Origin of the sequence: Streptomyces sediminimaris, from assembly GCF_047049295.1 — a bacterium.
In the GTDB taxonomy this organism is placed as follows: Bacteria; Actinomycetota; Actinomycetes; order Streptomycetales; family Streptomycetaceae; genus Streptomyces; species Streptomyces sediminimaris.
Genome location: NZ_JBJWOT010000001.1, coordinates 1,625,184 through 1,651,180, shown reverse-complemented (window position 1 = coordinate 1,651,180; position 25,997 = coordinate 1,625,184). Strand labels below are relative to the sequence as shown.

At 74.0% G+C, this 25,997-nt stretch carries 22 protein-coding genes, 5 tRNA genes and 2 pseudogenes; 19 read left to right on the top strand and 10 right to left on the bottom strand.

Translation table 11 applies throughout. From position 1 onward, the window contains the following. Positions 1-29: 29 nt before the first annotated feature. On the bottom strand, positions 30-911 hold the full coding sequence (locus ACJ9NR_RS07700) for a hypothetical protein (RefSeq protein WP_412489061.1): 882 nt from the start codon (positions 909-911) through the stop codon (positions 30-32). A 310-nt stretch (positions 912-1,221) separates the two neighbouring features. Here ACJ9NR_RS07700 and argH point away from each other — a divergent pair, with 310 nt between their 5' ends. The 4 genes from argH (at position 1,222) to ACJ9NR_RS07680 (ending at position 6,185) form a co-directional block, all read left to right on the top strand. Next, on the top strand, positions 1,222-2,652 hold the full coding sequence (gene argH / locus ACJ9NR_RS07695; RefSeq protein WP_412489062.1) for an argininosuccinate lyase: 1,431 nt from the start codon (positions 1,222-1,224) through the stop codon (positions 2,650-2,652). A 341-nt stretch (positions 2,653-2,993) separates the two neighbouring features. Continuing rightward, positions 2,994-3,965, top strand: a complete 972-nt coding sequence (locus ACJ9NR_RS07690; protein WP_412489063.1) for an aldo/keto reductase — start codon at positions 2,994-2,996, stop codon at positions 3,963-3,965. Positions 3,966-4,095: 130 nt separating this feature from the next. After that, positions 4,096-4,677 (top strand): TetR/AcrR family transcriptional regulator, encoded by a 582-nt coding sequence (locus ACJ9NR_RS07685; protein WP_412489064.1) that lies wholly within the window; start codon positions 4,096-4,098, stop codon positions 4,675-4,677. Next, complete coding sequence (locus ACJ9NR_RS07680; protein ID WP_412489065.1) at positions 4,674-6,185, top strand: MFS transporter; 1,512 nt, start codon at positions 4,674-4,676, stop codon at positions 6,183-6,185. The genes ACJ9NR_RS07685 and ACJ9NR_RS07680 overlap by 4 nt, the downstream gene beginning before the upstream one ends. A 194-nt stretch (positions 6,186-6,379) precedes the next feature. On the opposite strand, the gene ACJ9NR_RS07675 is transcribed toward ACJ9NR_RS07680, so the two are convergent. Beyond that, on the bottom strand, positions 6,380-7,051 hold the full coding sequence (locus ACJ9NR_RS07675) for a lysophospholipid acyltransferase family protein (protein ID WP_412489066.1): 672 nt from the start codon (positions 7,049-7,051) through the stop codon (positions 6,380-6,382). 241 nt (positions 7,052-7,292) lie between these two features. Between ACJ9NR_RS07675 and ACJ9NR_RS07670 the strand changes: the two are divergent. The 3 genes and pseudogenes from ACJ9NR_RS07670 to ACJ9NR_RS07660 all read left to right on the top strand — a co-directional run. Further along, positions 7,293-7,412, top strand: a pseudogene (locus ACJ9NR_RS07670) (glycerophosphodiester phosphodiesterase); the annotation flags it as partial. Positions 7,413-7,487: 75 nt separating this feature from the next. Next, positions 7,488-8,006 (top strand): sigma-70 family RNA polymerase sigma factor, encoded by a 519-nt coding sequence (locus ACJ9NR_RS07665; protein ID WP_412489067.1) that lies wholly within the window; start codon positions 7,488-7,490, stop codon positions 8,004-8,006. A gap of 44 nt (positions 8,007-8,050) precedes the next feature. Then, positions 8,051-8,548 (top strand): GNAT family N-acetyltransferase, encoded by a 498-nt coding sequence (locus tag ACJ9NR_RS07660; protein ID WP_412489068.1) that lies wholly within the window; start codon positions 8,051-8,053, stop codon positions 8,546-8,548. Here the strand turns inward: ACJ9NR_RS07660 and ACJ9NR_RS07655 are convergent. After that, complete coding sequence (locus ACJ9NR_RS07655; protein WP_412489069.1) at positions 8,538-8,984, bottom strand: hypothetical protein; 447 nt, start codon at positions 8,982-8,984, stop codon at positions 8,538-8,540. The two genes, ACJ9NR_RS07660 and ACJ9NR_RS07655, sit on opposite strands and share 11 nt — an antisense overlap. Beyond that, entirely contained in the window at positions 8,965-9,324 is a 360-nt protein-coding gene (locus ACJ9NR_RS07650; RefSeq protein WP_412489070.1) for a hypothetical protein, read from the bottom strand. Before ACJ9NR_RS07650 ends, ACJ9NR_RS07655 begins: the two co-directional genes overlap by 20 nt. Positions 9,325-9,455: 131 nt before the next feature. On the opposite strand from ACJ9NR_RS07650, the pseudogene ACJ9NR_RS07645 reads away from it, so the two are divergent. From ACJ9NR_RS07645 to ACJ9NR_RS07615, 7 genes and pseudogenes are all read left to right on the top strand, one after another. Beyond that, positions 9,456-9,614 (top strand): annotated as a pseudogene (locus ACJ9NR_RS07645) (NIL domain-containing protein); the annotation flags it as partial. Positions 9,615-9,776: 162 nt separating this feature from the next. Further along, positions 9,777-10,415: a GNAT family N-acetyltransferase gene (locus ACJ9NR_RS07640; RefSeq protein WP_412489071.1), complete on the top strand. Its 639-nt coding sequence runs from the start codon at positions 9,777-9,779 to the stop codon at positions 10,413-10,415. Between the two features lie 125 nt (positions 10,416-10,540). Further along, entirely contained in the window at positions 10,541-11,752 is a 1,212-nt protein-coding gene (gene cbiE / locus ACJ9NR_RS07635; protein WP_412512683.1) for a precorrin-6y C5,15-methyltransferase (decarboxylating) subunit CbiE, read from the top strand. Positions 11,753-12,142: 390 nt separating this feature from the next. Then, complete coding sequence (cobT, locus tag ACJ9NR_RS07630; protein ID WP_412489073.1) at positions 12,143-16,273, top strand: nicotinate-nucleotide--dimethylbenzimidazole phosphoribosyltransferase; 4,131 nt, start codon at positions 12,143-12,145, stop codon at positions 16,271-16,273. 139 nt (positions 16,274-16,412) lie between these two features. Next, positions 16,413-17,657 carry a uroporphyrinogen-III C-methyltransferase gene (gene cobA, locus ACJ9NR_RS07625; RefSeq protein ID WP_412489074.1) on the top strand — a complete coding sequence of 415 codons (1,245 nt, stop codon included), beginning with the start codon at positions 16,413-16,415 and terminating at the stop codon, positions 17,655-17,657. Between the two features lie 54 nt (positions 17,658-17,711). Further along, positions 17,712-18,533, top strand: a complete 822-nt coding sequence (locus tag ACJ9NR_RS07620) for a TrmH family RNA methyltransferase (RefSeq protein ID WP_412489075.1) — start codon at positions 17,712-17,714, stop codon at positions 18,531-18,533. A gap of 8 nt (positions 18,534-18,541) precedes the next feature. Beyond that, positions 18,542-18,934, top strand: coding sequence for an NUDIX domain-containing protein (locus tag ACJ9NR_RS07615; RefSeq protein ID WP_412489076.1), 393 nt, complete (start codon positions 18,542-18,544; stop codon positions 18,932-18,934). A gap of 137 nt (positions 18,935-19,071) precedes the next feature. Here the strand turns inward: ACJ9NR_RS07615 and ACJ9NR_RS07610 are convergent, their stop codons facing one another. Beyond that, the gene (locus ACJ9NR_RS07610; RefSeq protein WP_412489077.1) at positions 19,072-20,454 is read right to left on the bottom strand and encodes a serine/threonine-protein kinase; all 1,383 of its coding nucleotides are present in this window, start codon (positions 20,452-20,454) and stop codon (positions 19,072-19,074) included. Between the two features lie 627 nt (positions 20,455-21,081). Between ACJ9NR_RS07610 and ACJ9NR_RS07605 the strand changes: the two genes are divergently transcribed. From ACJ9NR_RS07605 to ACJ9NR_RS07595, 3 genes are all read left to right on the top strand, one after another. After that, on the top strand, positions 21,082-21,276 hold the full coding sequence (locus ACJ9NR_RS07605) for a hypothetical protein (RefSeq protein ID WP_412489078.1): 195 nt from the start codon (positions 21,082-21,084) through the stop codon (positions 21,274-21,276). Positions 21,277-22,011: 735 nt separating this feature from the next. After that, on the top strand, positions 22,012-22,965 hold the full coding sequence (locus ACJ9NR_RS07600) for a phosphotransferase family protein (protein ID WP_412489079.1): 954 nt from the start codon (positions 22,012-22,014) through the stop codon (positions 22,963-22,965). An 80-nt stretch (positions 22,966-23,045) separates the two neighbouring features. Then, a complete protein-coding gene (locus tag ACJ9NR_RS07595; RefSeq protein ID WP_412489080.1) occupies positions 23,046-23,360 on the top strand; it encodes a TFIIB-type zinc ribbon-containing protein in 315 nt (104 codons plus the stop codon). Between the two features lie 60 nt (positions 23,361-23,420). Here the strand turns inward: ACJ9NR_RS07595 and ACJ9NR_RS07590 are convergent. From ACJ9NR_RS07590 to ACJ9NR_RS07570, 5 genes are all read right to left on the bottom strand, one after another. Further along, positions 23,421-23,492, bottom strand: a tRNA-Val gene (locus ACJ9NR_RS07590). 34 nt (positions 23,493-23,526) lie between these two features. Next, positions 23,527-23,598: transfer RNA gene (locus ACJ9NR_RS07585), tRNA-Val, on the bottom strand. Between the two features lie 19 nt (positions 23,599-23,617). Continuing rightward, positions 23,618-23,689, bottom strand: a tRNA-Val gene (locus ACJ9NR_RS07580). 1 nt (position 23,690) lies between these two features. Continuing rightward, positions 23,691-23,764 (bottom strand) — tRNA-Cys (locus ACJ9NR_RS07575). A gap of 39 nt (positions 23,765-23,803) precedes the next feature. Beyond that, positions 23,804-23,876: transfer RNA gene (locus ACJ9NR_RS07570), tRNA-Gly, on the bottom strand. Between the two features lie 178 nt (positions 23,877-24,054). Between ACJ9NR_RS07570 and ACJ9NR_RS07565 the strand changes: the two genes are divergently transcribed. Continuing rightward, positions 24,055-25,128 (top strand): chorismate-binding protein, encoded by a 1,074-nt coding sequence (locus ACJ9NR_RS07565; protein ID WP_412489081.1) that lies wholly within the window; start codon positions 24,055-24,057, stop codon positions 25,126-25,128. Then, positions 25,125-25,946, top strand: a complete 822-nt coding sequence (locus ACJ9NR_RS07560; RefSeq protein WP_412489082.1) for an aminotransferase class IV — start codon at positions 25,125-25,127, stop codon at positions 25,944-25,946. The genes ACJ9NR_RS07565 and ACJ9NR_RS07560 overlap by 4 nt, the downstream gene beginning before the upstream one ends. Positions 25,947-25,997: the final 51 nt, after the last annotated feature.

The window sequence follows — 25,997 nt, the reverse complement described above, 5'->3', positions numbered from 1 at the left end:
CAATCGGGGCGGCCACAGCGCCTGTCACCTCACTTCGTGAGCGTGCAGGCGGCCAGTGCGTCGAGGCCGGTGGGCTTCTGGGCGGTGCGGCCGATCGCGGTGGCGATGCGGTCGACGGTCGACTTCCGCTTGTCGGCGAGGGGGCCGAGGATGGCGTTCTGGACGAAGTTGGGTCCGCCCTGGCCGACGGTGGCGGCGAGGCGTTTATTGGCCTCGTCGATCTGGGTGGTGAGCAGGGCGAGGTTGCGGTCGACCTCGGCCTGGGCGGAGGCCGGGACCGCGGGCAGCTGCGAGGCGACGTCCGGGCAGGTGATGGTGCCGGCACCGGTGTTCCCGCTCTGGCCCGCGGCGCCGGCGCCGGCCGTGGCCGCCGCGCTCGGCGTGGCGGTGGCCTGCCCGCCCGTCCCGGCCCCGCCGCCCGGCTGGCCGCCCGAGCCGGTGGCGGAACCCCCGGCGGAACCGCCGGCCCCGAGCGTGCAGGCGGCCAGTGCGTCGAGGCCGGTGGGCTTCTGGGCGGTGCGGCCGATCGCGGTGGCGATGCGGTCGACGGTCGACTTCCGCTTGTCGGCGAGGGGGCCGAGGATGGCGTTCTGGACGAAGTTGGGTCCGCCCTGGCCGACGGTGGCGGCGAGGCGTTTGTCGGCCTCGTCGATCTGGGTGGTGAGCAGGGCGAGGTTGCGGTCGACCTCGGCCTGGGCGGAGGCCGGGACCGCGGGCAGCTGCGAGGCGACGTCCGGGCAGGTGATGGTGCCGGGGGAGGCGGCCAGCGTGCGGGCGCCGGTCCCGTCGCCCTTGGACGGCGTACCGGCGAGGGCGGTACCGGCGATGACGGCACCGGACAGTGCCACCGCGGCGGCACCGCCGACGATCGCCACACGACGCTTGTTGTACTTCGGAAGAGCCCTGGACATGCGGATGCCTCACTCGGGTCTGGAGCGACGGATGTGTCACTGCTGTGGCCGGTGTGTACAAACGCGGCGCCTGCGTTCTTGCGTGAGGTACGAGAAAGCGGTTGTGGGCGTTCAATGGTCCCCGGCATTGCTCCGGAGCCCGCCCGTCGGCGCCGCCCCGGCGCCCGGCTTCCGGATTGACGAATCATGCAGAGCTCTGCATACTCATGCAGAACGGCGAAGTGCGGGCCGAGCCCGGCACGGCCTCGCCCGAGACCCTCGCCCGGCATCCCGGCCCGACACCGGCCCATCCTCCCTAGGAGCAGATCCAGTGAGCAGCAACAGCGGTGACGTACGGCTCTGGGGCGGCCGTTTCGCCGACGGTCCCGCCGAGGCCCTGGCGAAGCTGTCCGCGTCCGTCCACTTCGACTGGCGGCTCGCGCCGTACGACATCGCCGGTTCACGAGCCCACGCGCGCGTGCTGCACCGGGCGGGCCTGCTCACGCAGGACGAGCTGCAGCGCATGATCGCCGGCCTCGACCGGCTCGAGGCCGACGTCGCCGACGGCTCCTTCGTGGGCACGATCGCCGACGAGGACGTCCACACCGCCCTGGAGCGGGGCCTGCTGGAGCGTCTCGGCCCCGACCTCGGCGGCAAGCTGCGGGCCGGCCGCTCCCGGAACGACCAGGTGGCGACCCTCTTCCGCATGTACCTGCGCGACCACGCCCGCACCATCGGCGGGCTGATCGCGGAGCTCCAGGACGCGCTGATCGGGCTGGCGGAGGCCCACCCGGACGTGGCGATGCCCGGCCGCACCCATCTCCAGCACGCCCAGCCGGTGCTGTTCGCCCATCACGTGCTCGCCCACGTGCAGTCCCTGTCCCGGGACGCCGAGCGCCTGCGCCAGTGGGACGAGCGCACGGCCGTGTCGCCGTACGGCTCGGGCGCGCTCGCGGGCTCCTCGCTCGGCCTGGACCCGGAGGCGGTCGCCAGGGACCTCGGCTTCGAGCACGGCAGCGCCGCGAACTCCATCGACGGCACCGCCTCCCGGGACTTCGTCGCCGAGTTCGCCTTCGTCACCGCGGTGATCGGCGTGAACCTCTCGAGGATCGCCGAGGAGGTCATCATCTGGAACACGAAGGAGTTCTCCTTCGTGACGCTGCACGACGCCTTCTCCACGGGCTCGTCGATCATGCCGCAGAAGAAGAACCCGGACATCGCGGAGCTGGCACGCGGCAAGTCGGGCCGCCTGATCGGCAACCTGACCGGTCTGATGGCCACGCTCAAGGCCCTCCCGCTCGCCTACAACCGCGACCTCCAGGAGGACAAGGAGCCGGTCTTCGACTCCATCGACCAGCTGGAGGTGCTGCTCCCGGCCTTCACCGGCATGATGGCGACGCTCACCGTGCACCGCGAGCGGATGGAGGAACTGGCGCCGGCCGGCTTCTCCCTCGCCACCGACATCGCCGAGTGGCTGGTCAAGCAGGGCGTGCCGTTCCGTGTGGCGCACGAGGTCGCCGGCGAGTGCGTGAAGGCCGCCGAGGCCGAGGGCAAGGAACTGGCCGACCTGACGGACGAGCAGTTCGCCAAGATCTCCTCCCACCTCACCCCCGAGGTCCGCACGGTCCTCGACGTCCCGGGCGCCCTCGCCTCCCGTGACGGCCGCGGCGGCACGGCCCCCAGCGCGGTCGCGACCCAGCTGGCGGAGGTGAAGGCCGACGTGGCGGCCCAGCACGCCTGGGCGACGGCCAGGAAGGGCTGAGCGGCGGGGCAGTGGTCAGGAGGGCCTGAGCGGTGGGGCAGTGGTCAGGAGGGCCTGAGCGGTGGGGGCCTCGGCTTCAGGAGCGCGGGGCTGCGGCCGGTGTGCGGCTCCGCCGCGTGGGCGCGAGCGCCCGCGCCCGCCGTGATCCCCGGGCCCGGGCCCGCGGGTGACCCCCCGGGCCCGCGCCCTCCGTGTCACACAGGGCCCATGCCTGCGCGGCGCCCGCGCCCGCGCCCGCCCCGTCCCGCTCCGCGGCACCCGTGCCTCCGGGGCCATGCCGGAAGGTCATCGCGGGTACGTTGGTCGCAAGCCGTACCGGAGCCGACCGAACGGAGCCCGCGATGCCCTTCGCCCGACTGGCAACAGTGACGACCCCCACCTGCCACATCGGCCTCGGTCTCGCCGCGATCGGCCGCCCCGGCTACATCAACCTGGGCCGCACCGAAGACCTCGGGGAGGACCGCAGTGTCGAGGCGCTGCGCACCCGTACCCACGAACTCCTCGACGCCGCCTACGCCCAGGGGGTCCGCTACTTCGACGCGGCCCGCTCCTACGGCCGCTCGGAGGAGTTCCTCGCCGGCTGGCTGAAGGCCCGCCCGGACGCCGACGACATCGTCGTCGGCAGCAAGTGGGGCTACACCTACACCGCGGACTGGACCACGGACGCCGAGCAGCACGAGGTCAAGGACCACACGCTGGCGACGTACGAGCGCCAGCGCGCCGAGAGCGCCGAACTGCTCGGCGACCGCCTGGACCTCTACCAGATCCACTCGGTGACCCCGGACAGTCCGGCCCTCACCGACAAGGAACTGCACGCGAAGCTGGCGGAAGCCGCAGCCCAGGGCACCACCGTCGGCTTCTCCACCAGCGGCCCGGCCCAGGCGGACGCCATCCGCGCGGCCCTCGCCGTGACGGTCGACGGCGAACCCCTCTTCCGTACCGTCCAGTCGACGTACAACGCCCTGGAGACGTCGGCCGGACCCGCGCTCGCCGAGGCGCACGACGCCGGGCTCACGGTGATCGTCAAGGAGGCCATGGCCAACGGCCGCCTCGCGGGCGCCCACGCTCCCGACGCCCTGCAGGCCGTCGCCGCGGAAGCGTCGCTCGGCTGTGACGCTGTGGCCCTCGCCCTGGTCCTGCGCCGGCCCTGGGCCGGCGTCGTCCTCTCCGGCGCGGCGACGCTCGGCCAGCTCGCCTCCAACCTGCACGCGGCGGTCGTGGACCTGGACGACGACCAGCTGGACCGGCTCGCGGCGCTGGCGGAGGACCCGGAGGCGTACTGGGAACGGCGCAGCCGTCTGCCCTGGCACTGACCGGAACGGGAACCCCTGGCGCTGACCGGAACGGGAACCGCCGGCGCTGACCGGAACGGAAACCGTCGGCCACTGAGGCGCGCACGCCCACGGTGAGACATTCATGTCTCATATGGGTTATGATTGTCTCATGCCTGTCGACCGTGACCACGTACTGCGCACCGCCGCGGCCCTGCTGACCCGCAAGGCCACCGCGACCATGGACGAGGTCGCCCGCGCGGCCGGGATCAGCCGCGCCACGCTGCACCGGCACTTCGCCGGACGCGACGCGCTCGTACGGGCGCTGGAGTCGCTCGGCATCGCCGAGTGCGAGGCGGCGCTGGACACGGCCCGCATCGAGGAGGGGCCCGCCGCCGATGCCGTGCACCGGCTGGTGCGCGCGATCGAGCCGTCCGCCGGCCTGCTGGCCTTCCTCTACACCGAGAACCAGCTGTTCGAGGGCGAGGAGCAGAACGCGGGCTGGGCCAGGATCGACGACCGCGTCGCCGCCCTGTTCCGGCGCGGTCAGGCGGCCGGCGAGTTCCGTATCGACCTCACCCCGGCCTGGCTCACCGAGGCGCTGTACGGCCTGCTCGCCTCGGGCGCCTGGGCGGTGGCCGAAGGCCGGGTGGCTCCCAAGGACTTCACCCACATGATCGTCGAGCTGCTGCTCGGCGGCGCACGGCGAACCGGCGCACAGCACACCGACGCTTCACGAAGAGAGGAATCATGACCAGCACCCTGCAGCCGGCGATCCCGACCGAGGCGGTGAAACGCCCGGGCCGCTGGCTCGCGCTGTCCGTCCTCGTGCTCGCCGTGCTGCTGGTGGCCGTCGACGCGACCGTCCTCGGCCTGGCGACCCCCTACATCAGCGAGGACCTCCAGCCCTCCGGCACCCAGCTGCTGTGGATCGGCGACGTCTACTCCTTCGTCATCGCCGGCCTGCTCGTCTCCATGGGCAGCCTCGGCGACCGCGTCGGCCGCAAGCGGATCCTGCTCGGCGGCGCCGCCGCGTTCGGCGCGATATCCGTCCTCAACGCCTACGCGTCGACACCGGGGTTGCTGATCCTGGCCCGCGCCCTGCTGGGTGTCGCGGGCGCGACCCTGATGCCCGCCACGCTCGCCCTGATCCGCAACCTCTTCCACGACCCGCGCGAGCGCAGCCTCGCGGTCGGTATCTGGGGCGCGGCGGCCTCCGCGGGCACGGCCATCGGCCCGGTCGCCGGCGGCTTCCTGCTGGAACGTTTCTGGTGGGGCTCGGTCTTCCTGATCAACCTGCCGGTGATGGCGGTCCTGGTCCTGGTCGGCATCCGGCTGCTGCCGGAGTCGCGGAACCCGGACCCCGGGCCCTGGGACCTGGTCAGCGTCGTGTTGTCGCTGGTCGGCGTGATCGCCGTCGTCTACGCCGTCAAGGAGACGGCGACGCACGGCCTCTCGTGGGGCACGGCGGGCGCGGGCCTGCTGGGCGGGACGGCCCTGTACCGGTTCGTCCGCCGCCAGCTGACGCTCCCGGCCCCGCTGCTGGACATGCGGCTGTTCGGCAACCGCGGCTTCAGCGGCGCCGTCCTGGCCGACCTGCTGACCATCCTGGGCCTGTCGGGCCTGGTCTTCTTCCTCTCCCAGTACCTGCAACTCGTCCAGGGCAGGGGCCCGTTCGAGGCGGGCCTGGCCGAACTGCCCGCCGCGGTGGGCGCGGTGGCGGCGGGCCTGGTGGCGGGCCGTACCGCGCGCCGCTTCTCGGTGCGCGCGGTGGTCTCGGGCGGCCTCGCGGCGGTGGGCCTGGCCCTGGCGGGCCTGACGCTGATCGGCGAGTCGACGGGCTACCCCCCGCTCGGCGCCGCCCTGCTGGTCGTGGGAGTGGGCGCCGGCTTCTCCTTCACGGTGACGGCCGACGTCATCCTCTCCTCCGTGCCGAAGGAACAGGCGGGCGCGGCCTCCGCCGTCTCGGAGACGGCCTACGAACTCGGCGCGGCCCTCGGCATCGCACTCCTCGGCACGATCGTCACGGGCGTCTACCGCGGCTTCACCGCTCCGGCGGGCACCCCGCAGAAAGCGCACGAGTCACTGGGCGGCGCGGTGGAGGCGGCGTCGCGTCTCCCGTCGGACACCGCCCGGGAACTGCTGACCTCGGCCCGGGAGTCGTTCGTGACGGGCCTGAACATGGCGTCAGGTGTGGGCGCGGCGGTCCTGCTGGCGACAGCGGCGGCGGCCTGGTTCCTGCTGCGCGGGCAACGCCTCTAAAAAAGGGGGGGCGTGGGCGCGCGGGCGCTTCTGAAAGGGGCGCGGGGGCGGGGGCGCGGGGGCGCTGCGCGGCTTTGCCGCGTGAGCGCGGGCGATCATCCCCGGGAGCAACCGCCGCCGCCGGCGATCACCGCCAAGGGCGACCACCGCCGAGGGCAACCCGTACCGCCTCGACGCCGCGCCCGGGAAAACCCCTACGCGGCCTTCGCCTTGGTCGCGTACATGTCCACGTACTCCTGCCCCGACAGCCGCATGACCTCGGCCATCACGGAGTCGGTCACCGCACGGAGCACATAGCGGTCCCGGTCCATCCCGTCGTACCGCGAGAACTCCATCGCCTCGCCGAAACGGACGGTCACCTTCGCCGGCCGCGGCATCCCCGACCCGCCCGGCTGGATCTTGTCCGTTCCGATCATCGCGAACGGCACCACGGGCGCACCGGTCATCAGCGTCAGCCGCGCGATACCGGTGCGCCCCCGGTACAGCCGGCCGTCGGGCGACCGCGTGCCCTCGGGGTAGATGCCGAAGACCTTGCCCTCGTCCAGGACACGGCGGCCGGTCATCAGGGCGGCGACACCGCCCTTGCCGCCGTCGCGGTCGACCGGGATCATGCCGACGCCGGTGAAGAACCAGGCCATCAGGCGGCCCTTGAGGCCCTTGCCGGTGACGTACTCGTCCTTGCCGATGAAGAAGACCTGACGGTCGCAGACCAGGGGAAGGATCATCGAGTCGATGAACGTCAGATGGTTGCCGGCCAGGATGACCGGACCCTCACCCGGGATGTGCTCGGCGCCTTCCACCCGTGGGCGGAACATCAGGCGCATGATCGGTCCGAGCACTGCCTTGATGAGCGCGAAGCGGGACAACGGGCCCTCCGGTGTCAAGGGATTCGGTATGAGTCTGTGCAGGTGAGGACGATACTCGCGGTTCCCGGGGTCGCGCACATCGGGTTCACCCGGTTCTCACGCACTGTTGAACCCCGTTCACCTGCGGTGATCCTCCGGCGGCCGCGGTGACCGGGCCGGTCCGATGTGACGGAGATCGCGTGTGCCCAGGTCGGACGCGTTCCACGGGTTCCCGCCCGACATCCCGGGTCGCGGCGGCGCCGACGGGTACGGCGACGCCTTCGGTGCCTTCAGGACGTACTTCGCGACCGGCATCGACGGCGTCTTCACCGACAACGCGGACACCGGCCTGCCGGCCCGCGAGGACTTCGTCAACGGCTGAGCCCTCAGTCCCCGGTCGGGGTGAACGGCGGCCGCAGGCGCAACCTCACGCCCCGGCGGCCGCGTCGTGTCGCATATGACGCACGACCTCGTCGCCGCCCTGCGCCCGCTGCTCACCGCCGAGGCCTCCGCGGAGGCACATGCCTCGGGTGCCGAGCCGGGCGACCTGGAACAGGCGGTCTGGCTCCGCCTGCTGGAACACCTCGAGGCGGACGGCCCGCCGCCCGACCCGCCCCGCTGGCTGCGCAGTGCCGTCCGCTCCGAGGCCCGCCGCAGCCGGCGCAGAAGCCACTTCGAGCGGCCGTACGGCACCGGCCCCGCCGGCGACCCCGCGGACGACCCCGACCACGGCCCCGAACTCCTGGCCCTCGCCGCCGCCCGCCGGCGGGCCCTGCGCGAGGCGGTCCGCCGGCTGCCCGGCCGCTGCCCGCGGCTGCTGGAGGCGCTGCTGTCCCCGAAGGACCTGACATACCGGGAAATCGCGGGGGAGTTGGGTATCTCACAGGGCAGTCTCGGCCCGGAACGTTCCAGATGCCTGGGATGTCTCCGTCGATTGCTCACGGCGGAGGTTGCGGCGCGCGAACCGCGGGGATAGGAGTGTGTACGACCGGCGATCAGGTGAGCGGGAGGCGTGCGCACATGGGCATGAGCGTGACCATCTCGGTGGCGACCGAGCAGGATGCAGAGCAGATCTTCAAGCTCCAGTACCTGTGCTTCCAGAGCGAGGCGGCGCTGTACGGCAACTACCGGATCGACCCGCTCGTGCAGAGCCTCGACTCGCTTCGGCAGGAGGTGGCCGCGGACTGCGTCTATGTCGCGCGGCTCGGCGAGGAGGTCGTCGGCTCCGTGCGCGGCCGGGTCACCGAGGACGGCTCCGCGTCCATCGGCAACCTCTGCGTCCACCCCCGCCTCCAGGGCCACGGCATCGGCGCGCGGCTGCTGCGCGCGGCCGAGTCGGCCCTCGAGCGGGAGCGCGGCGCGAAGCTGTTCCGCCTGCACACCGGCCACCGCAGCGAGGGCAACCTGCGGTTGTACCGCAAGGTGGGCTACGAGGCGGTGGGCACCTCCCAGGGCGACGACGGGGTACCGATGATCGTCCTGGAGAAGGCGGCGGGCACCTACGCGGCTACGGCGTGACGGGGCGGCGCGACCTGCGCAGCCAGTACAGGGCCGACAGCGGCAGCAGTACGGGGATGAAGACGTACCCCATGCCGTAGTCGGACCAGACCGTCGCGTCCGGGAAGGCCGAGGGCTCGACCAGCGTCCAGGTGCCGACGATCAGCACGCCCGCGAGTTCGGCGGCGCAGCACACCTGTGCCGCCCTGCGCGCGGTCTCACCGCCGCGCACCAGGGAGTACGTGATGAAGCCGTAGACGACACCGGCGACGGCGGACAGCGTGTAGGCGAGCGGCGCCCGGTCGAACTCGGTCGCGATCTGGTACGCGGAGCGCGACACGGCCCCGACCACCATCACGCCGTAGAACCAGACGAGCAGCATGCCCGGCCCGCTGATCAGCCGGGTCCTCGTCGGCTTCTCCTCCGTCGCGGCCACCTCAGCCTCCCCAGATGTCATAGAGCCGCACCTCGAGCACGGCCAGCACCACACCGCCGGCGGCGACCGTCACCGAGCCCCAACGGGTGCGCTCCGCCAGCGACATGAACCCCGCGGCCGGGACGCACAGGAAGGCGCCCAGCAGATACGCCACGAAGATGGTCGTGCCCTGCTCCGGCTTCTCGCCCCGCGCCAGCTGCACGACCCCGATCACCAGCTGCGCGGCGGCCAGGAGCGACACCACGCCCATGCCGATGAAGTGCCAGTCCTTCGTCGGCTGGTCGCGGTAGGCGGCCCAGCCGCACCAGACGGCGAGCAGCAGCGCGGCGACGCCGGTCACCAGCGTCAGGACATCAACCATGCCGCGACCTTATTACGGCGGAAAAGGGCCGGGGCGGTCGGGCCCGCCGTGCGCCGCCGGCCGAGGGGTGCGGACCCGCGCGCCGGCCTCGCCGGCGGCACGAACACCGTGGTCCATCGTGGTCCTGACCGGCCGGCGCGCCGTTCCCGGTCGGCGGCGAGGCCGCCGGCGCGGACCGTACGGTCCGCGACGTCACCTTCCGGGGCGAGGCCGCCACCCGGCCCGTCGTCTCGCAGCTCTCGCGCACCCACGACATCGACATGTCGATCCTCGGCGCCTCCCTCGGCACCGCCGCCGCACGCACGGGGCACACTCGCTCACCACCCGGGGGGTGAGCTCACACCCATGGGGTAGTGGGGGGAGGGCCCCGTCGTGCGGAGCGGCGGTCTCATGCTGCATGCTGGGCAGTTCAGCAGGCCCCGAAGGTTCTTCCGAAGGTTACGGAGCGGCGCATGACTAGCACCTTCCCCAACATCTCCATCAGCACGGAGCGGTTGGTGCTGCGTCCCCTCGACGAGGACGATGTGCCCGCACTGGCCGCGATGATGAACGACGAGCAGGTGGGCGCCTGGACGGACGTCCCCCAGCCCTACACCGAGGACCGGGCCCGTGCCTGGGTCACCGAGCACGCGCCCGCGGAGCGCGCCGCCGGCCGCGGGCTCGACCTCGCCGTCGCCGAGTTCCTCACCCAGCGCCTGGTCGGCGTCGTCCAGCTCGCCAGGACCGACTGGCACGTGCGCTCCACCGAGATGTCGTACATCGTCGCCCCGTGGGCGCGGGGCGAGGGCTACGCCTCGGAGGCGGCGCTCGCCACCGCCCAATGGCTGCTCGGCGACGAGAAGTTCGAGCGCGTCGAGCTGCGCACGGCGGCCGACAACACCGCCTCCCAGCAGGTCGCGCAGAAGATCGGCTGCATCAGCGAGGGCGTGCTGCGCAACGCCTGCATAGCGCACGTCCGGGGCGACGACGGCACCTGGAGCGATGTGCGCACCGACTACATCGTCTGGAGCCTGCTGCCCGAGGACCTCGACGGCGCCGGCGAGCAACTGGCCGACTCCCGTGGTTTCACGTCCTTCCCCGACTGGAACTGAACCACCACCGATCAGGAGCGGACGGGCACGCGCCGGGCGCCCCCACCGGCTCCACCAGGTACCCTCACCAAGCCCGCCCGGGCTGCCTCCGACGACCTGCGCAGAACCCCTGGAGACTTGACACGATGGCCGACCGCGTCACGGTGATCGGCTGGGACGGCTCGCCGCTGACCGCCGCCGCCCGCTCGGCTCTGGGCGCCGCCACGCTCGTGGCCGGCGCCGCCCACCATCTGGCGCTCCCCGAGGTGCCGCCGGGCGCCGAGCGCGTCCGCCTCGGCAGCGTCGCCCTCGCCGCCCGCAGGATCGCCGGCCACCGCGGCACCGCCGTCGTGCTGGCCGACGGTGACCCCGCGTTCTTCGGTGTCGTACGGACGCTGCGCGCCCCCGAGTTCGGCCTCGAGGTCGAAGTCGTGCCCGCCGTCTCCTCCGTGGCCGCGGCCTTCGCACGCGCCGGCATGCCCTGGGACGACGCCCTGGTGGTGGTCGCACACCGGCGCACCCTGCGACGCGCGGTGAATGTGTGCCGGGCCCACACCAAAGTCGCCGTCCTCACCTCACCGGGCGCCGGGCCCGCCGAGCTCGGCCTGCTCATGGAGGGCGTGCACCGCACCTTCGTCATCTGCGAGGAGCTCGGCACCGAACGCGAGCAGGTCACCGTCGTCACCTCCGACAAGGCCGCCGACCACACCTGGCGCGACCCGAACGTCGTCATCGTCGTCGGCGGCACGGGCGCCGTGGCGGACGGCCCGGGCTGGATCGCCGGCCGTGACCCCGGCGCCGGACCGCGCGGCTGGACCCTGCCCGCCGAGTCCTACGGCGGCCTGGTGGGCGAAGGGGAGCTCGAGCCGCTGCGCGCGGCCCAACTCGCCCGGCTCGGCCCGCGCGTGGGCGACCTGATGTGGGACATCGGCTGCGGCAGCGGCGCCTTCGCCACGGAGGCCGCCCGGGCCGGCGCTGGCGTCATCGCCGTCGACAGCGACCCGCGGGCCTGCGGGCACACCGAGTCCAACGCGCGCACGTTCGGGGTCCAGCTCCAGGTGGTCCAGGGAGCCGCCCCGCACGTCCTGGAGAACCTCCCCGAACCCGACGTCGTCCGCGTCGGCGGCGGGGGAGCGGCCGTGGTCTCCGCGGTCGCCGACCGCCGCCCGCAGCGCATCGTCACGCACGCCGCCACCCGCGACGCGGCCGAACTCATCGGCCGCGACCTGACGGAGCACGGCTACGAGGTCGAATGCGCGCTGCTGCAGTCCGTCGAACTCGACACCCGTGCCTGGACGGAGAAGGAGCGGAGTGTGGCGTTCCTGCTCAGTGGGGTGCTCCCGGAGCGCACAACGTGAACCGGGCGCCGTCCCAGTGATCCTGTTGTCCGTCCTACCGGTGATCCTGTAGTCGTATCGCTCGCGGTAGGCTGGCCGACCGTCGCACCGCACCGGGTGGCCCGCTTTTCGTTCGCCAATGTCCGGAAAACGCGCCCCTTTTGGGGCGGGTGTGGTACGGCAGAACCGGAGGACGCGCAACGTGGCGCAGTCCACAGCGGACCGTCGCGGATCAAGCTGTCGTGACGGCGGAACGACCGGGACAATGCCACTGAATGGCTTTGTCGCCTTTTAGGGGCGGGTCGTTCGTGCCGCTGGGCACGGACGCTCGTTCTTCACTGCGGGGGCGGTCGGTGCGCCGTTCCCGAAGAGCTGGACCGAGAAGCACTAACCGATGGGCGAGGGGTACGCATGACCGACACCGGCCAGGTCCCGGGCGAGGGGCTGCCGGAGAGCGCAGGCACGGTGGAGCAGCCGGGCGTCCCCCCGCACGGCGCGTACACCTACCTCTCCGAGACGACCGCAGAGGACGAGGACCTGCTGTTGCTGCCGGGCGCACAGAGCCCGTGGGGCAACGAGGTCGCCCCGCCCGCCCCGGAGCCGGTCGTCGAGACCGTGCACGAGCCCGGCGCGCACGAGGCGGGGGGCCGCGACAGCGGCTCGGTCGACCTCAACGGCGTCCGGCTGCCCGATCCGGCGCCGCCGACGTCGCGCCGTCCGCTGCACCTCGGCCCGCCGATCCCCGACGCCTCGGCCAGCCCGGTCCGCTCCCTCGCCGACCGCGGCCCCGCGGGCGCGCCGGTGCGCCCGTCCGGGCCGCCGACGAGCGGTCCCGAGTACTTCGACGCCCTCCAGCCACGCGAGACGGCCCCGCAGAGCGGTGCCCCCTGGGGAGCTCAGGCCCAGGCCGCGGTGCAGGCTCCGGTGGGCGCGGAGGCCCCGGCTGCCGAAACGGTTATTCCGGCAGTGCGGACGCAGGACGCAGGCCTCGCCCACGGCGCGCAGCCGGCGGGCGGCCCGGAGCGCCCGTACGAGCCGCACGCGACGCCCGCCGTCGGCACGGCGCACGGCCCGGAGGCCGCGCAGGCGGCCGCCGCGGCGTATGACCCGCAGGCCGGGCAGGTCCCGGTCGGCGTGTCCGCCGTGGAGGGCGACCGGGCCGGCGGGGTCCCCGCGGGCATGATTCCCGCGGACGGTGGATCTGTGGCCGTCGGCGGACTGCCCGCGGAAGGTGGACCCTTCGCCGGCGGTGGACCCGTCGCCGAGGGCGGTCAGACCGATCCGGGCGGTCCGCCCGCCGGGAACGGACAGGTCGCCCCGGGCATGGTCCCCGCGGACGGCGGGTCGGTGGGCGCCGGCGGACTGCCCGCGCAGGGTGGACCCTTCGTCGGTGACGGGTCCGTCGCCGAGGGTGGACCTTTCGCCGGCGGACCTGTCGCCGAGGGCGGTCAGGTCGGCCCGGGCGGTCTGCCCGGAGGCGACGGCCAGGTCGGCCCGGGCGGTCTGCCCGCTGAGCAGGGCCAGGTCGACCCGGGCCTGGTCCCCGCGCAGGACGCGCACACCGCTTCCGGTGAGATCCCGGCGGACGGCGGGCAGCCGGCCCCGGCGGATGGCGGCGCCCAGCCGTCCCCGGCCGCGCCCACCGCTGAGAGCGAGCCGGTCGCGCCCGCGGAAGCCGCCCCGGGCGCCGTGCCCGCGCATGCCGTGGACGCCGGGCAGGGCGCCGTACCGCTCCTGCACGCCGCGGACGCCGGGCAGGGCGCCGTGCCCCTGCACGCCGCGGACGCCGGGCAGGGTGGGGCCGGCGCAGTGCCGGAAACCGCCCCGGCCCCCGGCGCAGGGGGCGCCCCGGAGGGCGCGCCGGCTCACGGTGCCGTACCTCTGGCGGAGGCCACCCCCGCCCACGGGACGAGCCCGATGCCCGAGGCCGTACAGGCTCCGGAAGCGGCGCGAGCCGCGTCCGCCGACGAGGCCGGCACGCCGGTCGCGGAGCCCACCGGGCCCGCTCAGGCCGCCGATCCCACCGCGGCCGCCCCGGCGCCCGAGGGCGCCCGGTTCGCGCCGCCCGAGGTGCCCGAGGGCGAAGGGATGCCCGGGACGCCCATGCCCGAGGCCGCCCGGTTCCTGCAGCCCGGCGCGCCCGGGTCCACGCCGCCGCACGGCGCCGCGCCCGAGCAGGCTCCCGAGGGACCGGCCCATGACGCGGGCCGAACAGCCCAGGGCGCCGCCGCCGACGCACCGTCGCCCGTGCTCCCCGACGCCGCCCAGGCCGCCGAGCCGGCCGTGCTCGCCCCGTCCGCGGACGCCTCCGCGCCGGCGCCCGCGGACGCGACCGCCGCGCCCGGGCAGGCGCCCCGGGAGCAGGCCGCGCACCCGGCCGCGGCGGACACGGACGTGCCGTCGCCCGCCGACGACCAGGCCCTTCCCGCCGCGGTTCCCCCGGCCCCGGAGGAGGGCGCCCCGGCCGACGCCGACGTTCCGACGGAGCAGCCGCACCTGGCCGAGACCCCGGTCCCGGCGCCCGAGCCGGACGAGGCCGGCCCCCGGCCGCCCGCCGCGGACGAGCCCACCGGCCGGTTCGTACCGGTCGACGGCAACGTGCCGACCACCCCCCACCTCGCCCCGACTCCGCCGCACGCCCTGACCCTCCCGCCGGAGGAAGGGGGGACGCCGGAGCCGGCCGCCGGGGTTCCCGCCCCGCGGGAGGCCGACTCCGCACTCGTGCAGAACGCCGAGGACCTGGACACCCGGGCCGCCGATCAGGAGGAGGAGAGCACGGCCGCCGCGCACGAGGCGCCACAGCCCGCCGGCCCGGCCGCGCCCGCCTACGACGACGCCGAGCGCGAGGCCGTGCTGAAGGTCATGCGCGAGCGCCGCGACATCCGCAACGGCTTCCGCAGCGACCCGATCCCCCACGAGGTGCTGCTGCGCGTCCTGGAGGCCGCGCACACCGCCCCCTCCGTCGGGCACTCGCAGCCCTGGGACTTCGTGGTCATCCGCTCCGCCGACACCCGGCGCGGCATGCACGAACTGGCCATGCGCCAGCGTGACGCGTACGCCAAGTCGCTCCCCAAGGGCCGGGCGAAGCAGTTCAAGGAACTGAAGATCGAGGCCATCCTCGACACCCCGGTGAACATCGTCGTCACCGCCGACCCCACCCGCGGCGGCCGGCACACCCTCGGCCGGCACACCCAGCCGCAGATGGCGCCGTACTCCGCCGCGCTCGCCGTCGAGAACCTCTGGCTCGCCGCCCGCGCCGAGGGCCTGGGCGTCGGCTGGGTCAGCTTCTTCGACGAGCGGGAGATGGTCCGCGCGCTGGGGCTGCCCGAGCACCTCGAGGTCATCGCCTACCTGTGCGTGGGCTACGTCGACGAGTTCCCGGACGAGCCCGAGCTGATGCAGGCCGGCTGGTCCAAGCGCCGCCCGCTCTCCTGGGTCGTGCACGAGGAGACCTACGGCCGCCGTGCCCTGCCCGGCGAGGAGCCGCACGACCTGCTCGCCGAGACGGTCGCCCAGATCCGCCCGCTGGACGCCAAGGCGCTCGGCGAGGCCTGGGAGCGGCAGAAGCGGATGACGAAGCCGGCCGGCGCACTCGGCATGCTGGAGATCATCTCCGCGCAGCTGTCCGGGCTCTCGCGCCAGTGCCCGCCGCCGATCCCGGAACCCGCGGCCGTCGCCATCTTCGCCGGCGACCACGGCGTGCACGCCCAGGGCGTGACCCCCTGGCCGCAGGAGGTGACGGCCCAGATGGTCGCCAACTTCCTCGGCGGCGGCGCGGTCTGCAACGCCTTCGCGGGCCAGGTGGGCGCCGAGGTCTGCGTCGTGGACGTGGGCGTGGCGAGCGAGCTTCCCGCGACGCCCGGCCTGCTGCCCCGCAAGGTCCGCGCGGGCACCTCCGACATGACCGCCGGGCCCGCGATGAGCCGCGAGGAGGCCAAGCAGGCCATCGAGGTCGGCATCGAGACGGCCCGGGACCTGGTGGCGGCCGGCAACAAGGCGCTGCTGACGGGCGAGATGGGCATCGCCAACACGACGGCGTCCGCGGCGCTCATCTCGGTGTTCACGGACACCGACCCCGCCGAGGTGACCGGCCGGGGCACCGGCATCAACGACGAGACACTGGCCCGCAAGACCGAGGTCGTGCGCCGTGCCCTCGAGGTCCACCAGCCGGACCCGGCGGACCCCATCGGTGTCCTCGCCGCGATCGGCGGCTTCGAGCACGCGGCGATGGTGGGCCTGCTCCTGGGCGGCGCCTCCCTGCGTACGCCGGTGATCCTGGACGGCGTCAGCGCCGGTGCCGCCGCGCTGGTGGCCCGCGCGATCGCCCCCGAGGTGCTCGCGGCCTGCATCGCCGGTCACCGCAGCGCCGAGCCCGGCCACGTGGCGGCGCTGAACAGGCTGGGCCTGCGCCCGCTGGTCGACCTCGACCTCCGCCTCGGCGAGGGCACGGGCGCCCTGCTCGCCCTGCCGCTGGTGCAGAGCACGGCGCGGGCCATGCACGAGGTGGCGACGTTCGACTCGGCGGGCGTCACCGAGAAGTAGCCCCGGACCGGGGCGGGAGACGCACCCCTGCGTGCACCCCGCCCCGGCCGTACGCTGAACCCACCTCTAAAATCCGCACGTCAGGGCTGCTCCAGCGCCGTAGCGCCCATCGCACAGCCAGGACGAGGAGCCGCACCTCATGGCCGAACATCCCGCCTATCCCGTTGGCCTCCGCCTCACCGGGCGCAAAGTGGTCGTCCTCGGCGGCGGCCAGGTCGCCCAGCGCCGTCTCCCGGCCCTGATCGCGGCGGGCGCGGACGTCCTCCTGGTGTCACCGGAGGTGACGCCGTCCGTCGAGGCGATGGCGGAGGCCGGCGAGATCACCTGGCGGCGGCGGCCGTACGCCGACGGCGACCTGGCGGAGGCCTGGTACGCGCTGATCGCCACCAGCGACCACGAGGCCAACACCGCCGCCTCCGCGGAGGCCGAGCGCGGCCGCGTCTGGTGCGTGCGGTCCGACGACGCCGACGCCGCCACCGCGTGGACGCCGGCCACCGGCACCAGCGAGGGCGTGACGGTCGCCGTCCTCACCAGCCGCGCCCGCGGCCGCGACCCGCGCCACACCGCCGCCATCCGCGACGCGGTCGTGGCGGGCCTGCGCGACGGCACCCTCGTCGCCCCCCACCACCGCACCCGCACGCCGGGCGTCGCCCTCGTCGGCGGCGGGCCCGGCGACCCGGACCTGATCACGGTCCGCGGCCGCCGCCTGCTCGCGGAGGCCGACGTGGTCATCACCGACCACCTGGGCCCCCGGGACCTGCTCGCCGAACTGCCCGCGAGCGTCGAGGTGATCGACGCGGCGAAGCTGCCGTACGGCCGCTTCATGGCCCAGGAGGCCATCAACAACGCCCTGATCGAACACGCCAAGCAGGGCAAGTCGGTGGTACGGCTCAAGGGCGGGGACCCGTTCGTCTACGGCCGCGGGATGGAGGAGGTCCAGGCGCTCGCCGAGGCCGGCATACCGTGCACCGTCGTCCCCGGCATCTCCAGCTCGATCTCCGTGCCGGGCGCGGCCGGCATCCCGGTCACCCACCGGGGCGTCGCGCACGAGTTCACGGTGATCAGCGGGCACGTCGCCCCCGACGACGAGCGCTCCCTGGTCGACTGGCCGTCGCTCGCCAGGCTGACCGGCACGCTGGTGATCCTCATGGGCGTCGGCACGATCGGGAAGGTCGCGGAGACCCTCGTCGCCCACGGCAGGTCCCCCGACACCCCGGTCGCCGCCGTCCAGGAGGGCACCACGGCGGGCCAGCGCCGCGTCGACGCGACGCTCGCCACGATCGCCGAGGCCGTGCGCACCCACGAGGTCAAGGCCCCGTCGGTCATCGTCATCGGCGAGGTCGTCGGCGTCGGCCCGCGGCCCTCCTCGGGTAACCCCGGGTAACCCGACCCTGTTCCAGCCGTTGGCACCGCACCCAGGACAAGGCAGTATCACCCTGTGGCCGATCTCATCACCGTTGAGGATCCCGACGACCCGCGCCTGCGCGACTACACGGGCCTGACCGACGTCGAGTTGCGCCGCAAGCGCGAACCCGCCGAGGGCCTGTTCATCGCGGAGGGCGAGAAGGTCATCCGCCGGGCGAAGGGCGCCGGGTACGAGATGCGCTCGATGCTGCTGTCCGCGAAGTGGGTCGACGTCATGCGCGACGTCATCGACGAGCTGCCGGCCCCGGTCTACGCGGTCAGCCCGGAGCTCGCCGAGCAGGTCACCGGCTACCACGTGCACCGCGGCGCGCTGGCCTCGATGCAGCGCAAGCCGCTGCCGGCGGCGGCCGAGCTCCTGCAGACCACGCGCAGGGTCGTGGTCATGGAGTCGGTCAACGACCACACCAACATCGGGGCGATCTTCCGCTCCGCCGCCGCCCTCGGCATGGACGCGGTGCTGCTCTCCCCGGACTGCGCCGACCCCCTCTACCGCCGCAGCGTCAAGGTCTCCATGGGCGCGGTCTTCTCGGTCCCCTACGCCCGCCTCGACTCCTGGCCCAGGAGCCTGGAGTCGGTCCGCGAGGCCGGCTTCAGCCTCCTCGCGCTCACCCCGGACGAGAAGGCCAAGCCCCTCGACGAGGCCGCCCCGCACACGATGAACCGCGTCGCCCTGATGCTCGGCGCCGAGGGCGACGGCCTGTCCACCCAGGCCCTGGTCGCCGCCGACGAATGGGTCCGCATCCCGATGTCCCACGGCGTGGACTCCCTCAACGTGGGCGCGGCGGCGGCCGTCGCCTTCTACGCGGTGGCCACCGGCCGCCCCGGGGTCCGGTAGGCGCCCGCGTGGAGCGGCGCGAGGCGATCGTCGCGGTGCTGCGCCGGGCCGGCCGGGTGCTCGCCGTCCGGCGCGGCCCGACCGTCCCCCGTCCCGGCTACTGGCAGCCCCTCAGCGGCAAGGTCGAGCCGGGGGAGACCCAGGAGCAGGCCGTGGTGCGCGAGGTCTTCGAGGAGGTGGGCCTCACCGTCTGCCCGGGCGCCAAGGTCTGGGAGTCGGAGACCGACGACGGCTGCTACCGCCTCCACTGGTGGACGGCGGACGCGGACAGCGGCGAGGTGGTGCCCGACCCCGTCGAGGTCGCCGAGACCCGCTGGGTCACCCCGACGGAGTTCCTCGCGCTGGAGCCCGTCTTCGACGGCGACCGCGAGTTCTTCGAACGGATCCTGCCGACCCTGTAGGCCCGGGCCGGCGGTGCAGCCGTGCAGCCGTGCAGCCGTCAGCCGTGCGCCCGGGTGGGCTACCGCCGTACGGCTCTGCGGCTCTGCGGCTCCGGGGCTCCGGGGCTCCGGGGCTCCGGGGCTCCGGGGCTCCGGGGCTACACGGCAGCGACGCTGCCCGGTTCCCCGTGCTGCTGTTGCTGATGGTGCTGCTGCTGGCGTACGGCACCGCCGTCCCCGCCCAGCCCGCGCGACGGTCCCTGGCAGCCCTGCGCCGCGGCGATGCCGAGCGCCACGAGCAGCGTCACGACGACGAACACGAACAGCCGCTGCCGCAGCAGCCGCGGATTGGCGGGCCGCCGCCCCGTTCCCGTGGTCCTGGGGCCCGGCCGGCCGGTACCGCTGCGTGGCCCGGGCCGGCTGCCGGTGGCCGGCCGGGACGCGTTCCGCGAGGAGGGCGTGGGCCGGGACCCCGGGCGCTGGGACGCCGGACCACTCCGGGAAGCGCCGCCGCCTCGCGCCGGAGCGGCCCCGCCCCGCACGGACGAGGGCCCGCGGGATCCGGTGGACGTACCCCGGGAGGCCGGGTTCGCCGGCCCGGCCTGCGGGCGCCGGTGCTCGCGCGGCTGTCCGGGGTAGGTGTCGGCGAGCCGCCCCGTGGGCCGGTCCGCCTCAGCGGCGCGCGGCGCGGGCGGACGTGTGTCGGCCAGCCCCTGTGTCTCGCGCGCGGCGATCTCCTTGAGCCGCAGCGACAGCTGGAGCGTGCTGGGCCGCTCCTCGGGGTCCTTGGCGAGACAGGCGCGCAGGAGCGGAGCAAGCGCGTCCGGAACGCCGTGCAGCTGTGCCTCCTCGTGCACGACGCGGTACAGCATCACCTCCGAACTGCCATGCCCGAAGGGCGAGTCGGCCATGGAGGCGTACGCCAGCGTCGCGCCGAGCGAGAAGACGTCGGTCGCGGGCGTGACGGCGGCACCGCGCACCTGCTCCGGTGCGAGGAAGCCGGGCGAGCCGACGGCCGTGCCGACGTGCGTGAGGGTCGATGCGCCGGTGGCCCAGGCGATGCCGAAGTCGATGATCCGCGGCCCCTTCGGGGACAGCAGGATGTTGGACGGCTTGAGGTCCCGGTGCACGACCCCCGCCTCGTGCACGGCGACGAGCCCTTCGGAGAGGGCGGCCCCCACGGCCGCGACGTCGGCCGCGCTCAGCGGCCCCCCGTCGGCCACCTTGTCGTGCAGCGAGGGCCCGGGCACGTACTGCGTGGCGAACCACGGCCGGTCCGCCTCCAGGTCGGCGGCGACGAGCCGCGCCGTGCAGCCACCCCTGATCCGCCGGGCCGCCGAGACCTCACGCGCGAACCGCGACCGGAACTCCTGGTCCTCCGCCAGATCCGGCCGGATGACCTTCAGCGCGACACGCTGCCCCTTCTTGTCGGAGCCCAGGTACACGACGCCCATGCCGCCCGCGCCGAGCCGCCTGTGAAGCCTGAACGAGCCGACGACGCGCGGGTCCTCGCGCCTCAGGCGCATCATCGCCATGTTCATCCCCGCTGCCCGGTCCGTATGACGTGGCACAGCTTACGTTTCCACGGCCGCCCGCGCGCAGAGGCCGCGCCCTCTCGGCCCGACGGATTGTCAGCGCCGGGTACGAAAGCCGAAGACCGGTCAGGGAGCGCCTGAACTGCGGGACTTTGTCCCGGTCATGATCCCAATCACCCATCGTTCACAGGGGATTGAACGCGTGAGCGGTGGCCGCGGGCAGACGCCGCCGGCCGCGGGGGACACGAGCCGCACCTGTGGGGCGGTGGCGGGCGGAGCGGGGTGCGGGGCGGGGACGGCGGTGCGCCGAGGAGGCGCGGAAGTGATCGAACTCACCCACCGGTGCTCCCGTGCCCTCCGAGGAGTGGGGCTCAGGACGGCTCGGTGAAGACGGGGCACTCCGGGCGCCCCCTCCGGGAAGACCCTGAGACCTAGGTCCACGTCTCCACCCAGGGGAGTACTCGGCAGGTCACTGCTCATCCTCCGGGAGGCCCGGCAATCGGTACGAGGGCATGACGTGCGATGAGTCCCGGACGCCTAGATTTGAGGTCAAGCGGCGGGTGCAGCACTCGTCCCCCGAGGTCAGACACCCGCCGCTGCCAACGGCAACAGAGATCGGTCAGGAGAGGGACCATGGCCCACACGGCACCGCGGACACTGATCCGCAGCGAGGAGCGCTTCACGCTCCGCCGCCGCACGGGCCGCCGTCACCCGCTGGTGGCGACCCTCATGGTCCTCCCCCTGGCGGCCCTGCTCTTCTTCGTCTTCGACGGCTGGGAGACAGTGGCCACACAGGCGTCGTCCGTGGGCGTGATGCTGGGGCGCTGAGCGGCGACCCCAGGCCCGGAAGAGCGGTCCGGGCGGGGACATCCACCCATGAAACCCCGTGGGGACGGGGGTGCGGCGGACGGCAAGAATGCCGGCGCAGCTGGGGAGCTGCGCCGGCATTGCCGTGTCCGCCTCCGCGACGACGCCGACCGATGCGCCTGCGCGACGACGCCGACGGGTGCGCCTCCGCGCCGCCCGACCGGTGCGCCTTCGCCGCCCCGTCCGGCGCTCGCGTCACCCAACCCCATCACCTGATCCATCCCCGATCCCGTCACAGGACCCCGCCGCCCGCGCCGTGCCTGGCCGCACCTTCGTGTGACCCCCTGTGCCGCGCCTGGCCGTACCTTCGTGTGACCCTGTGCCGCGCCTGGCCGTACCTTCGCGGGAGCGCCCGTTCCGCGCCTTCACGTGAGCCCCCGCCCGCCCCCGACCGTACCCTTCGCGTGAGCCCTGTGCCGCGCCCGCTCGTACCTTCGCGTGAGCCGCCCCCGCCCCGCCGCCCACCGCGGCCGTACCTTCGCGTGAGCCCCCGCTCGTACCCTCGCGCGAGCCCCCGCCCCGCCCACCGCGGCCGTACCTTCGCGTGAGCCCCCGCCCCGCGCCCGCTCGTACCCTCGCGTGAGCCCCCGCCCCGCCCACCGCGGCCGTACCCTCCCGCGAGCCCCCGCCCCGCCGCCCACCGCGGCCGTACCCTCGCGGGAGAACCCGCGCCGTGCCCCAGGGAGCCCCGTGTCCATGCCCCCCTTGCTCTCCGCTCTCGCCGCCAGAGCCAAGGCCGGCGCCCACGCGCGTGGGCAGACCTGCCACTGCGGGGCGGCGACCCTCGCCCACCGCCCGGACGCCGCCGTCGTCCGCCACGCGGACACCGTCGCCAAGGCCCACGCCCCGGGCACCTCCCTCGCCGACCTCGTCTCCCGCCTCACCGCCGCCACCCGTCTCCCCGGCATCCTCCTGCCCCCGCTCAGCCCGGCTCCCGTGGCACTGGACCCCGTGGCACTGGACCCGCACACCCGCCTCGCCACGCTCTGGCCCTACGGCACCCCCGTCGATCCGGACACCCCCGAGGCCGCCCCCTGGGAGCCCGCCGCCACCCTCCTCGCCCGCCTGCACCGCACCCCCGCGCCGACCCCCCTGCCGCCCATGAGGGGCCCCGCCAAGGCGGCCCGGGCCATCGCGCGGCTCACCGCGGCGGCCCCCCGCCACCCCGCCACGCCCCCCGTACTGAAGGCCTGGTCCGGGCTCCCCGCCTGGGCCCGCGCCGAGGCCCCCATGCCGGACACCGCCACCCTCTGCCACGGCGACCTCCACCTCGGCCAGCTGGTCCGCCACCCGGCCCCCGACGGCCCCTGGCTGCTCATCGACGTCGACGACCTCGGCACCGGCGTCCCCGCCTGGGACCTGGCGCGTCCCGCCGCCTGGTACGCCTGCGGTCTCCTCCTGCCCGACGAATGGACACGCTTCCTCACCGCCTACCGCGCGGCCGGCGGCCCGGCCGTGCCCGCCGACGGCGATCCCTGGCCCGCCCTGGACGTCCCGGCCCGCGCCCTCACGGTGCAGACGGCCGCCCGCGCGATCGCCAAGGCGGTGGCGGAGAACCGTCCCCTGGACGAGGCCGAAACGTCCATGATCGACGCATGCGCCCGAATGAACGCCGCTCCGCCGGAGTTGAGTCCGGGCCGTGCGAAGTAAGGTGCAACCGACCACAGCCGGACGGAGTCTGTCCTGGCGTGACGCGAAACAGGACCGACGGGCGAGGAGTTGAGCCGACCATGCAGTGTCCGAAGTGCCATGCGCCGATGCACACGTACAACCGCAACGGTGTCCAGATCGAGCAGTGCAGCGGTTGCCGGGGGATCTTCCTCGACTACGGAGAGCTGGAGGCGCTGACCCGCCTGGAGTCCCAGTGGGCCCAGCCCGCGCCGCCGCCCCCCGGTGTCCCGCAGGCGTACCCGACCCCGCCCGCGCCCGCGTGGGGCGCCCCGCACGGCGGCCATGGCGGCGGCCACTACGGCGGTCACCACGGGGGTCACCATGGCGGTCACCACCGTCACAAGAGCTTCGGTCACATGCTGTTCTCCAGCTGACGCCGGACGCGACCACGAGGAAGCCCCCGGCCGTACGGGACGGCCGGGGGCTCCGGTGTGTGGACGATACTGGGATTGAACCAGTGACCTCTTCCGTGTCAGGGAAGCGCTCTCCCGCTGAGCTAATCGTCCTCGGGACCACAACCCGCAGGTCATGGGTGCTGCGTGCGCGATACTGGGATTGAACCAGTGACCTCTTCCGTGTCAGGGAAGCGCTCTCCCGCTGAGCTAATCGCGCGGGGGATCCGAAGATCCGGTGGACGATACTGGGATTGAACCAGTGACCTCTTCCGTGTCAGGGAAGCGCTCTCCCGCTGAGCTAATCGTCCTTGGAGGTGGAGACGGGATTTGAACCCGTGTAGACGGCTTTGCAGGCCGTTGCCTCGCCTCTCGGCCACTCCACCAGGAGTGCGGGGGTCGGTAAGATCCCCTCGTTTCCTTCGAGCGGACGACGAGGCTCGAACTCGCGACCTCAACCTTGGCAAGGTTGCGCTCTACCAACTGAGCTACGTCCGCCTGTCGTTTCGGTCCGCTTCCGCGTCCCGGCGACGAGGTGAACTCTAGCGGATTCCGGGGCCAGTACAAAAACGCGTTTGCGCAGCGTGCTGCCCCGCACCTGCTCAGGGGCGTGGCCGGGGTTCCCGGACGGTCATGACCGGGTCACCCGCGCGACACCCGTCCTAGACTCGACCGCGTGCTCGCCCTGCCCCCTCTCGCCCGCTTCGGTGACCGCGTCGCCACCGGGCTCCTCGACGTCACCGACGATCCCGCCGCCCTCGACTCCACCGGCTTCTGGGCCGTCTCGGCGGACTTCGAAGGGCGGCTGACCTGCGCCCGCTTCCGGGACGTACGCAAGGAGCCCGTCCCCGCGCCGGTGCCGGGCCGCTGGCGCGGACCGGCCGCCGCCGACTGGACGTCCTCGCTCGACCGTGAGGCGTACACGGCGGGCGTGCGCCGGATCCGCGAGCACATCGCGGCCGGCGAGGTCTACCAGGCGAACCTCTGCCGGGTGCTGTCCGCGCCGGTGGCCGCCGACGCCGACGTGGACACCCTGACCGCCGTGCTGGCGCGCGGCAACCCGGCGCCGTACGCAGGAACGATTCGGCTGCCCGCGCACGGGGTCGAGACGGCCACGGCCTCGCCCGAACTCTTCCTCCGGCGGGACGGCCGGGTCGTCGAGTCGGGCCCGATCAAGGGGACCGGGCGCACCGAGGCGGACCTGCTGGAGAAGGACCACGCCGAGAACGTGATGATCGTGGACCTCGTCCGCAACGACATCGGGCGCGTCTGCGCCACCGGCAGCGTCACCGTCCCCGACCTGTGCGCCGTGGAGAAGCACCCGGGGCTCGTCCACCTGGTCTCCACGGTCCGCGGCGAGCTGCGCGACGGCGCCGGCTGGCCCGAGCTGTTCGACGCCGCCTTCCCGCCCGGTTCGGTCACCGGCGCCCCCAAGTCCAGTGCCCTGCGGATCATCGAGGCCCTGGAGACCGTGGAGCGCGGCCCGTACTGCGGGGGCATCGGCTGGGTCGACGCCGACCGCGGGACGGCCGAGCTGGCCGTCGGCATCCGTACCTTCTGGATCGACCGGTCCTCCGGGGGCGCGGCGGGCGGGAGGATCGGGGCCGTGCTGCGCTTCGGTACCGGCGCCGGCATCACCTGGGGCTCGGACCCGGAGGCGGAGTGGCGCGAGACCGAGCTGAAGGCGGCCCGGTTGCTCGCGGTAGCGTCGGGGAGGTACGGGGCGAGTGGAGAGGGAATCACGACGTGAAGATCTGGCTCGACGGCGGGCTTCAGGACACCGAGACCGCCCGCGTCTCCGTCTTCGACCACGGACTGACCGTGGGCGACGGCATCTTCGAGACGGTGAAGGCGGTGGAGGGCCGTCCGTTCGCGCTGACCCGGCACCTCGACCGGCTCACCCGCTCGGCGCGCGGCCTCGGCCTGCCCGACCCCGATCACGAGGAGATCCGCCGCGCCTGCCGGGCGGTCCTCGAGGCCAACCCGATGGCCTTCGGCCGGCTGCGCATCACCTACACCGGCGGCCACGGTCCCCTCGGCTCCGACCGCGGTGACCGCGGCCCGACACTCGTCGTGGCCCTCGGCGAGGCCACCCGCCGCCCCGAATCCACCGCGGTGATCACGGTGCCCTGGACGCGGAACGAACGCGGCGCGCTGACCGGCCTGAAGACGACCTCGTACGCCGAGAACGTCGTCGCCCTCGCGCGTGCCCACCAACACGGCGCGTCCGAGGCCCTGTTCGCGAACACCCTCGGGCAGCTCTGCGAGGGCACCGGCTCGAACGTCTTCGTGGTCCTCGACGGCGAGATCCACACCCCGCCGCTCGCCTCCGGCTGCCTCGCGGGCATCACGCGCGCGCTGGTGGCCGAGTGGACCGGGGCCGGGGAGACCGACCTGCCGCTGGACGTCCTGCGGCGCGCGGACGAGGTCTTCCTCACCTCCTCCCTGCGCGACATCCAGGCCGTGCACCGCGTCGACGACCGTGAACTGCCCGGCGCGCGGGGCCCGGTGACCGCCAAGGCCGTACGGATCTTCGACGAGATGTCCGGGCACGACCAAGATCCGTGAGCGGCCCGGAAATCGGGCTGACACGAGCGGGCACGGCGGGTAGAACACCCC

Excerpts from the sequence above, each read along its gene's own strand:
- ACJ9NR_RS07700 (WP_412489061.1), bottom strand. The coding sequence starts at position 911 with ATGTCCAGGGCTCTTCCGAAGTACAACAAGCGTCGTGTGGCGATCGTC.
- ACJ9NR_RS07690 (WP_412489063.1), top strand. The coding sequence starts at position 2,994 with ATGCCCTTCGCCCGACTGGCAACAGTGACGACCCCCACCTGCCACATC.
- ACJ9NR_RS07685 (WP_412489064.1), top strand. The coding sequence starts at position 4,096 with ATGCCTGTCGACCGTGACCACGTACTGCGCACCGCCGCGGCCCTGCTG.
- ACJ9NR_RS07680 (WP_412489065.1), top strand. The coding sequence starts at position 4,674 with ATGACCAGCACCCTGCAGCCGGCGATCCCGACCGAGGCGGTGAAACGC.
- ACJ9NR_RS07665 (WP_412489067.1), top strand. The coding sequence starts at position 7,488 with ATGACGCACGACCTCGTCGCCGCCCTGCGCCCGCTGCTCACCGCCGAG.
- ACJ9NR_RS07660 (WP_412489068.1), top strand. The coding sequence starts at position 8,051 with ATGGGCATGAGCGTGACCATCTCGGTGGCGACCGAGCAGGATGCAGAG.
- ACJ9NR_RS07655 (WP_412489069.1), bottom strand. The coding sequence starts at position 8,984 with ATGACATCTGGGGAGGCTGAGGTGGCCGCGACGGAGGAGAAGCCGACG.
- ACJ9NR_RS07650 (WP_412489070.1), bottom strand. The coding sequence starts at position 9,324 with ATGGTTGATGTCCTGACGCTGGTGACCGGCGTCGCCGCGCTGCTGCTC.
- ACJ9NR_RS07640 (WP_412489071.1), top strand. The coding sequence starts at position 9,777 with ATGACTAGCACCTTCCCCAACATCTCCATCAGCACGGAGCGGTTGGTG.
- cbiE (WP_412512683.1), top strand. The coding sequence starts at position 10,541 with ATGGCCGACCGCGTCACGGTGATCGGCTGGGACGGCTCGCCGCTGACC.
- cobT (WP_412489073.1), top strand. The coding sequence starts at position 12,143 with ATGACCGACACCGGCCAGGTCCCGGGCGAGGGGCTGCCGGAGAGCGCA.
- cobA (WP_412489074.1), top strand. The coding sequence starts at position 16,413 with ATGGCCGAACATCCCGCCTATCCCGTTGGCCTCCGCCTCACCGGGCGC.
- ACJ9NR_RS07610 (WP_412489077.1), bottom strand. The coding sequence starts at position 20,454 with ATGAACATGGCGATGATGCGCCTGAGGCGCGAGGACCCGCGCGTCGTC.
- ACJ9NR_RS07605 (WP_412489078.1), top strand. The coding sequence starts at position 21,082 with ATGGCCCACACGGCACCGCGGACACTGATCCGCAGCGAGGAGCGCTTC.
- ACJ9NR_RS07600 (WP_412489079.1), top strand. The coding sequence starts at position 22,012 with ATGCCCCCCTTGCTCTCCGCTCTCGCCGCCAGAGCCAAGGCCGGCGCC.
- ACJ9NR_RS07595 (WP_412489080.1), top strand. The coding sequence starts at position 23,046 with ATGCAGTGTCCGAAGTGCCATGCGCCGATGCACACGTACAACCGCAAC.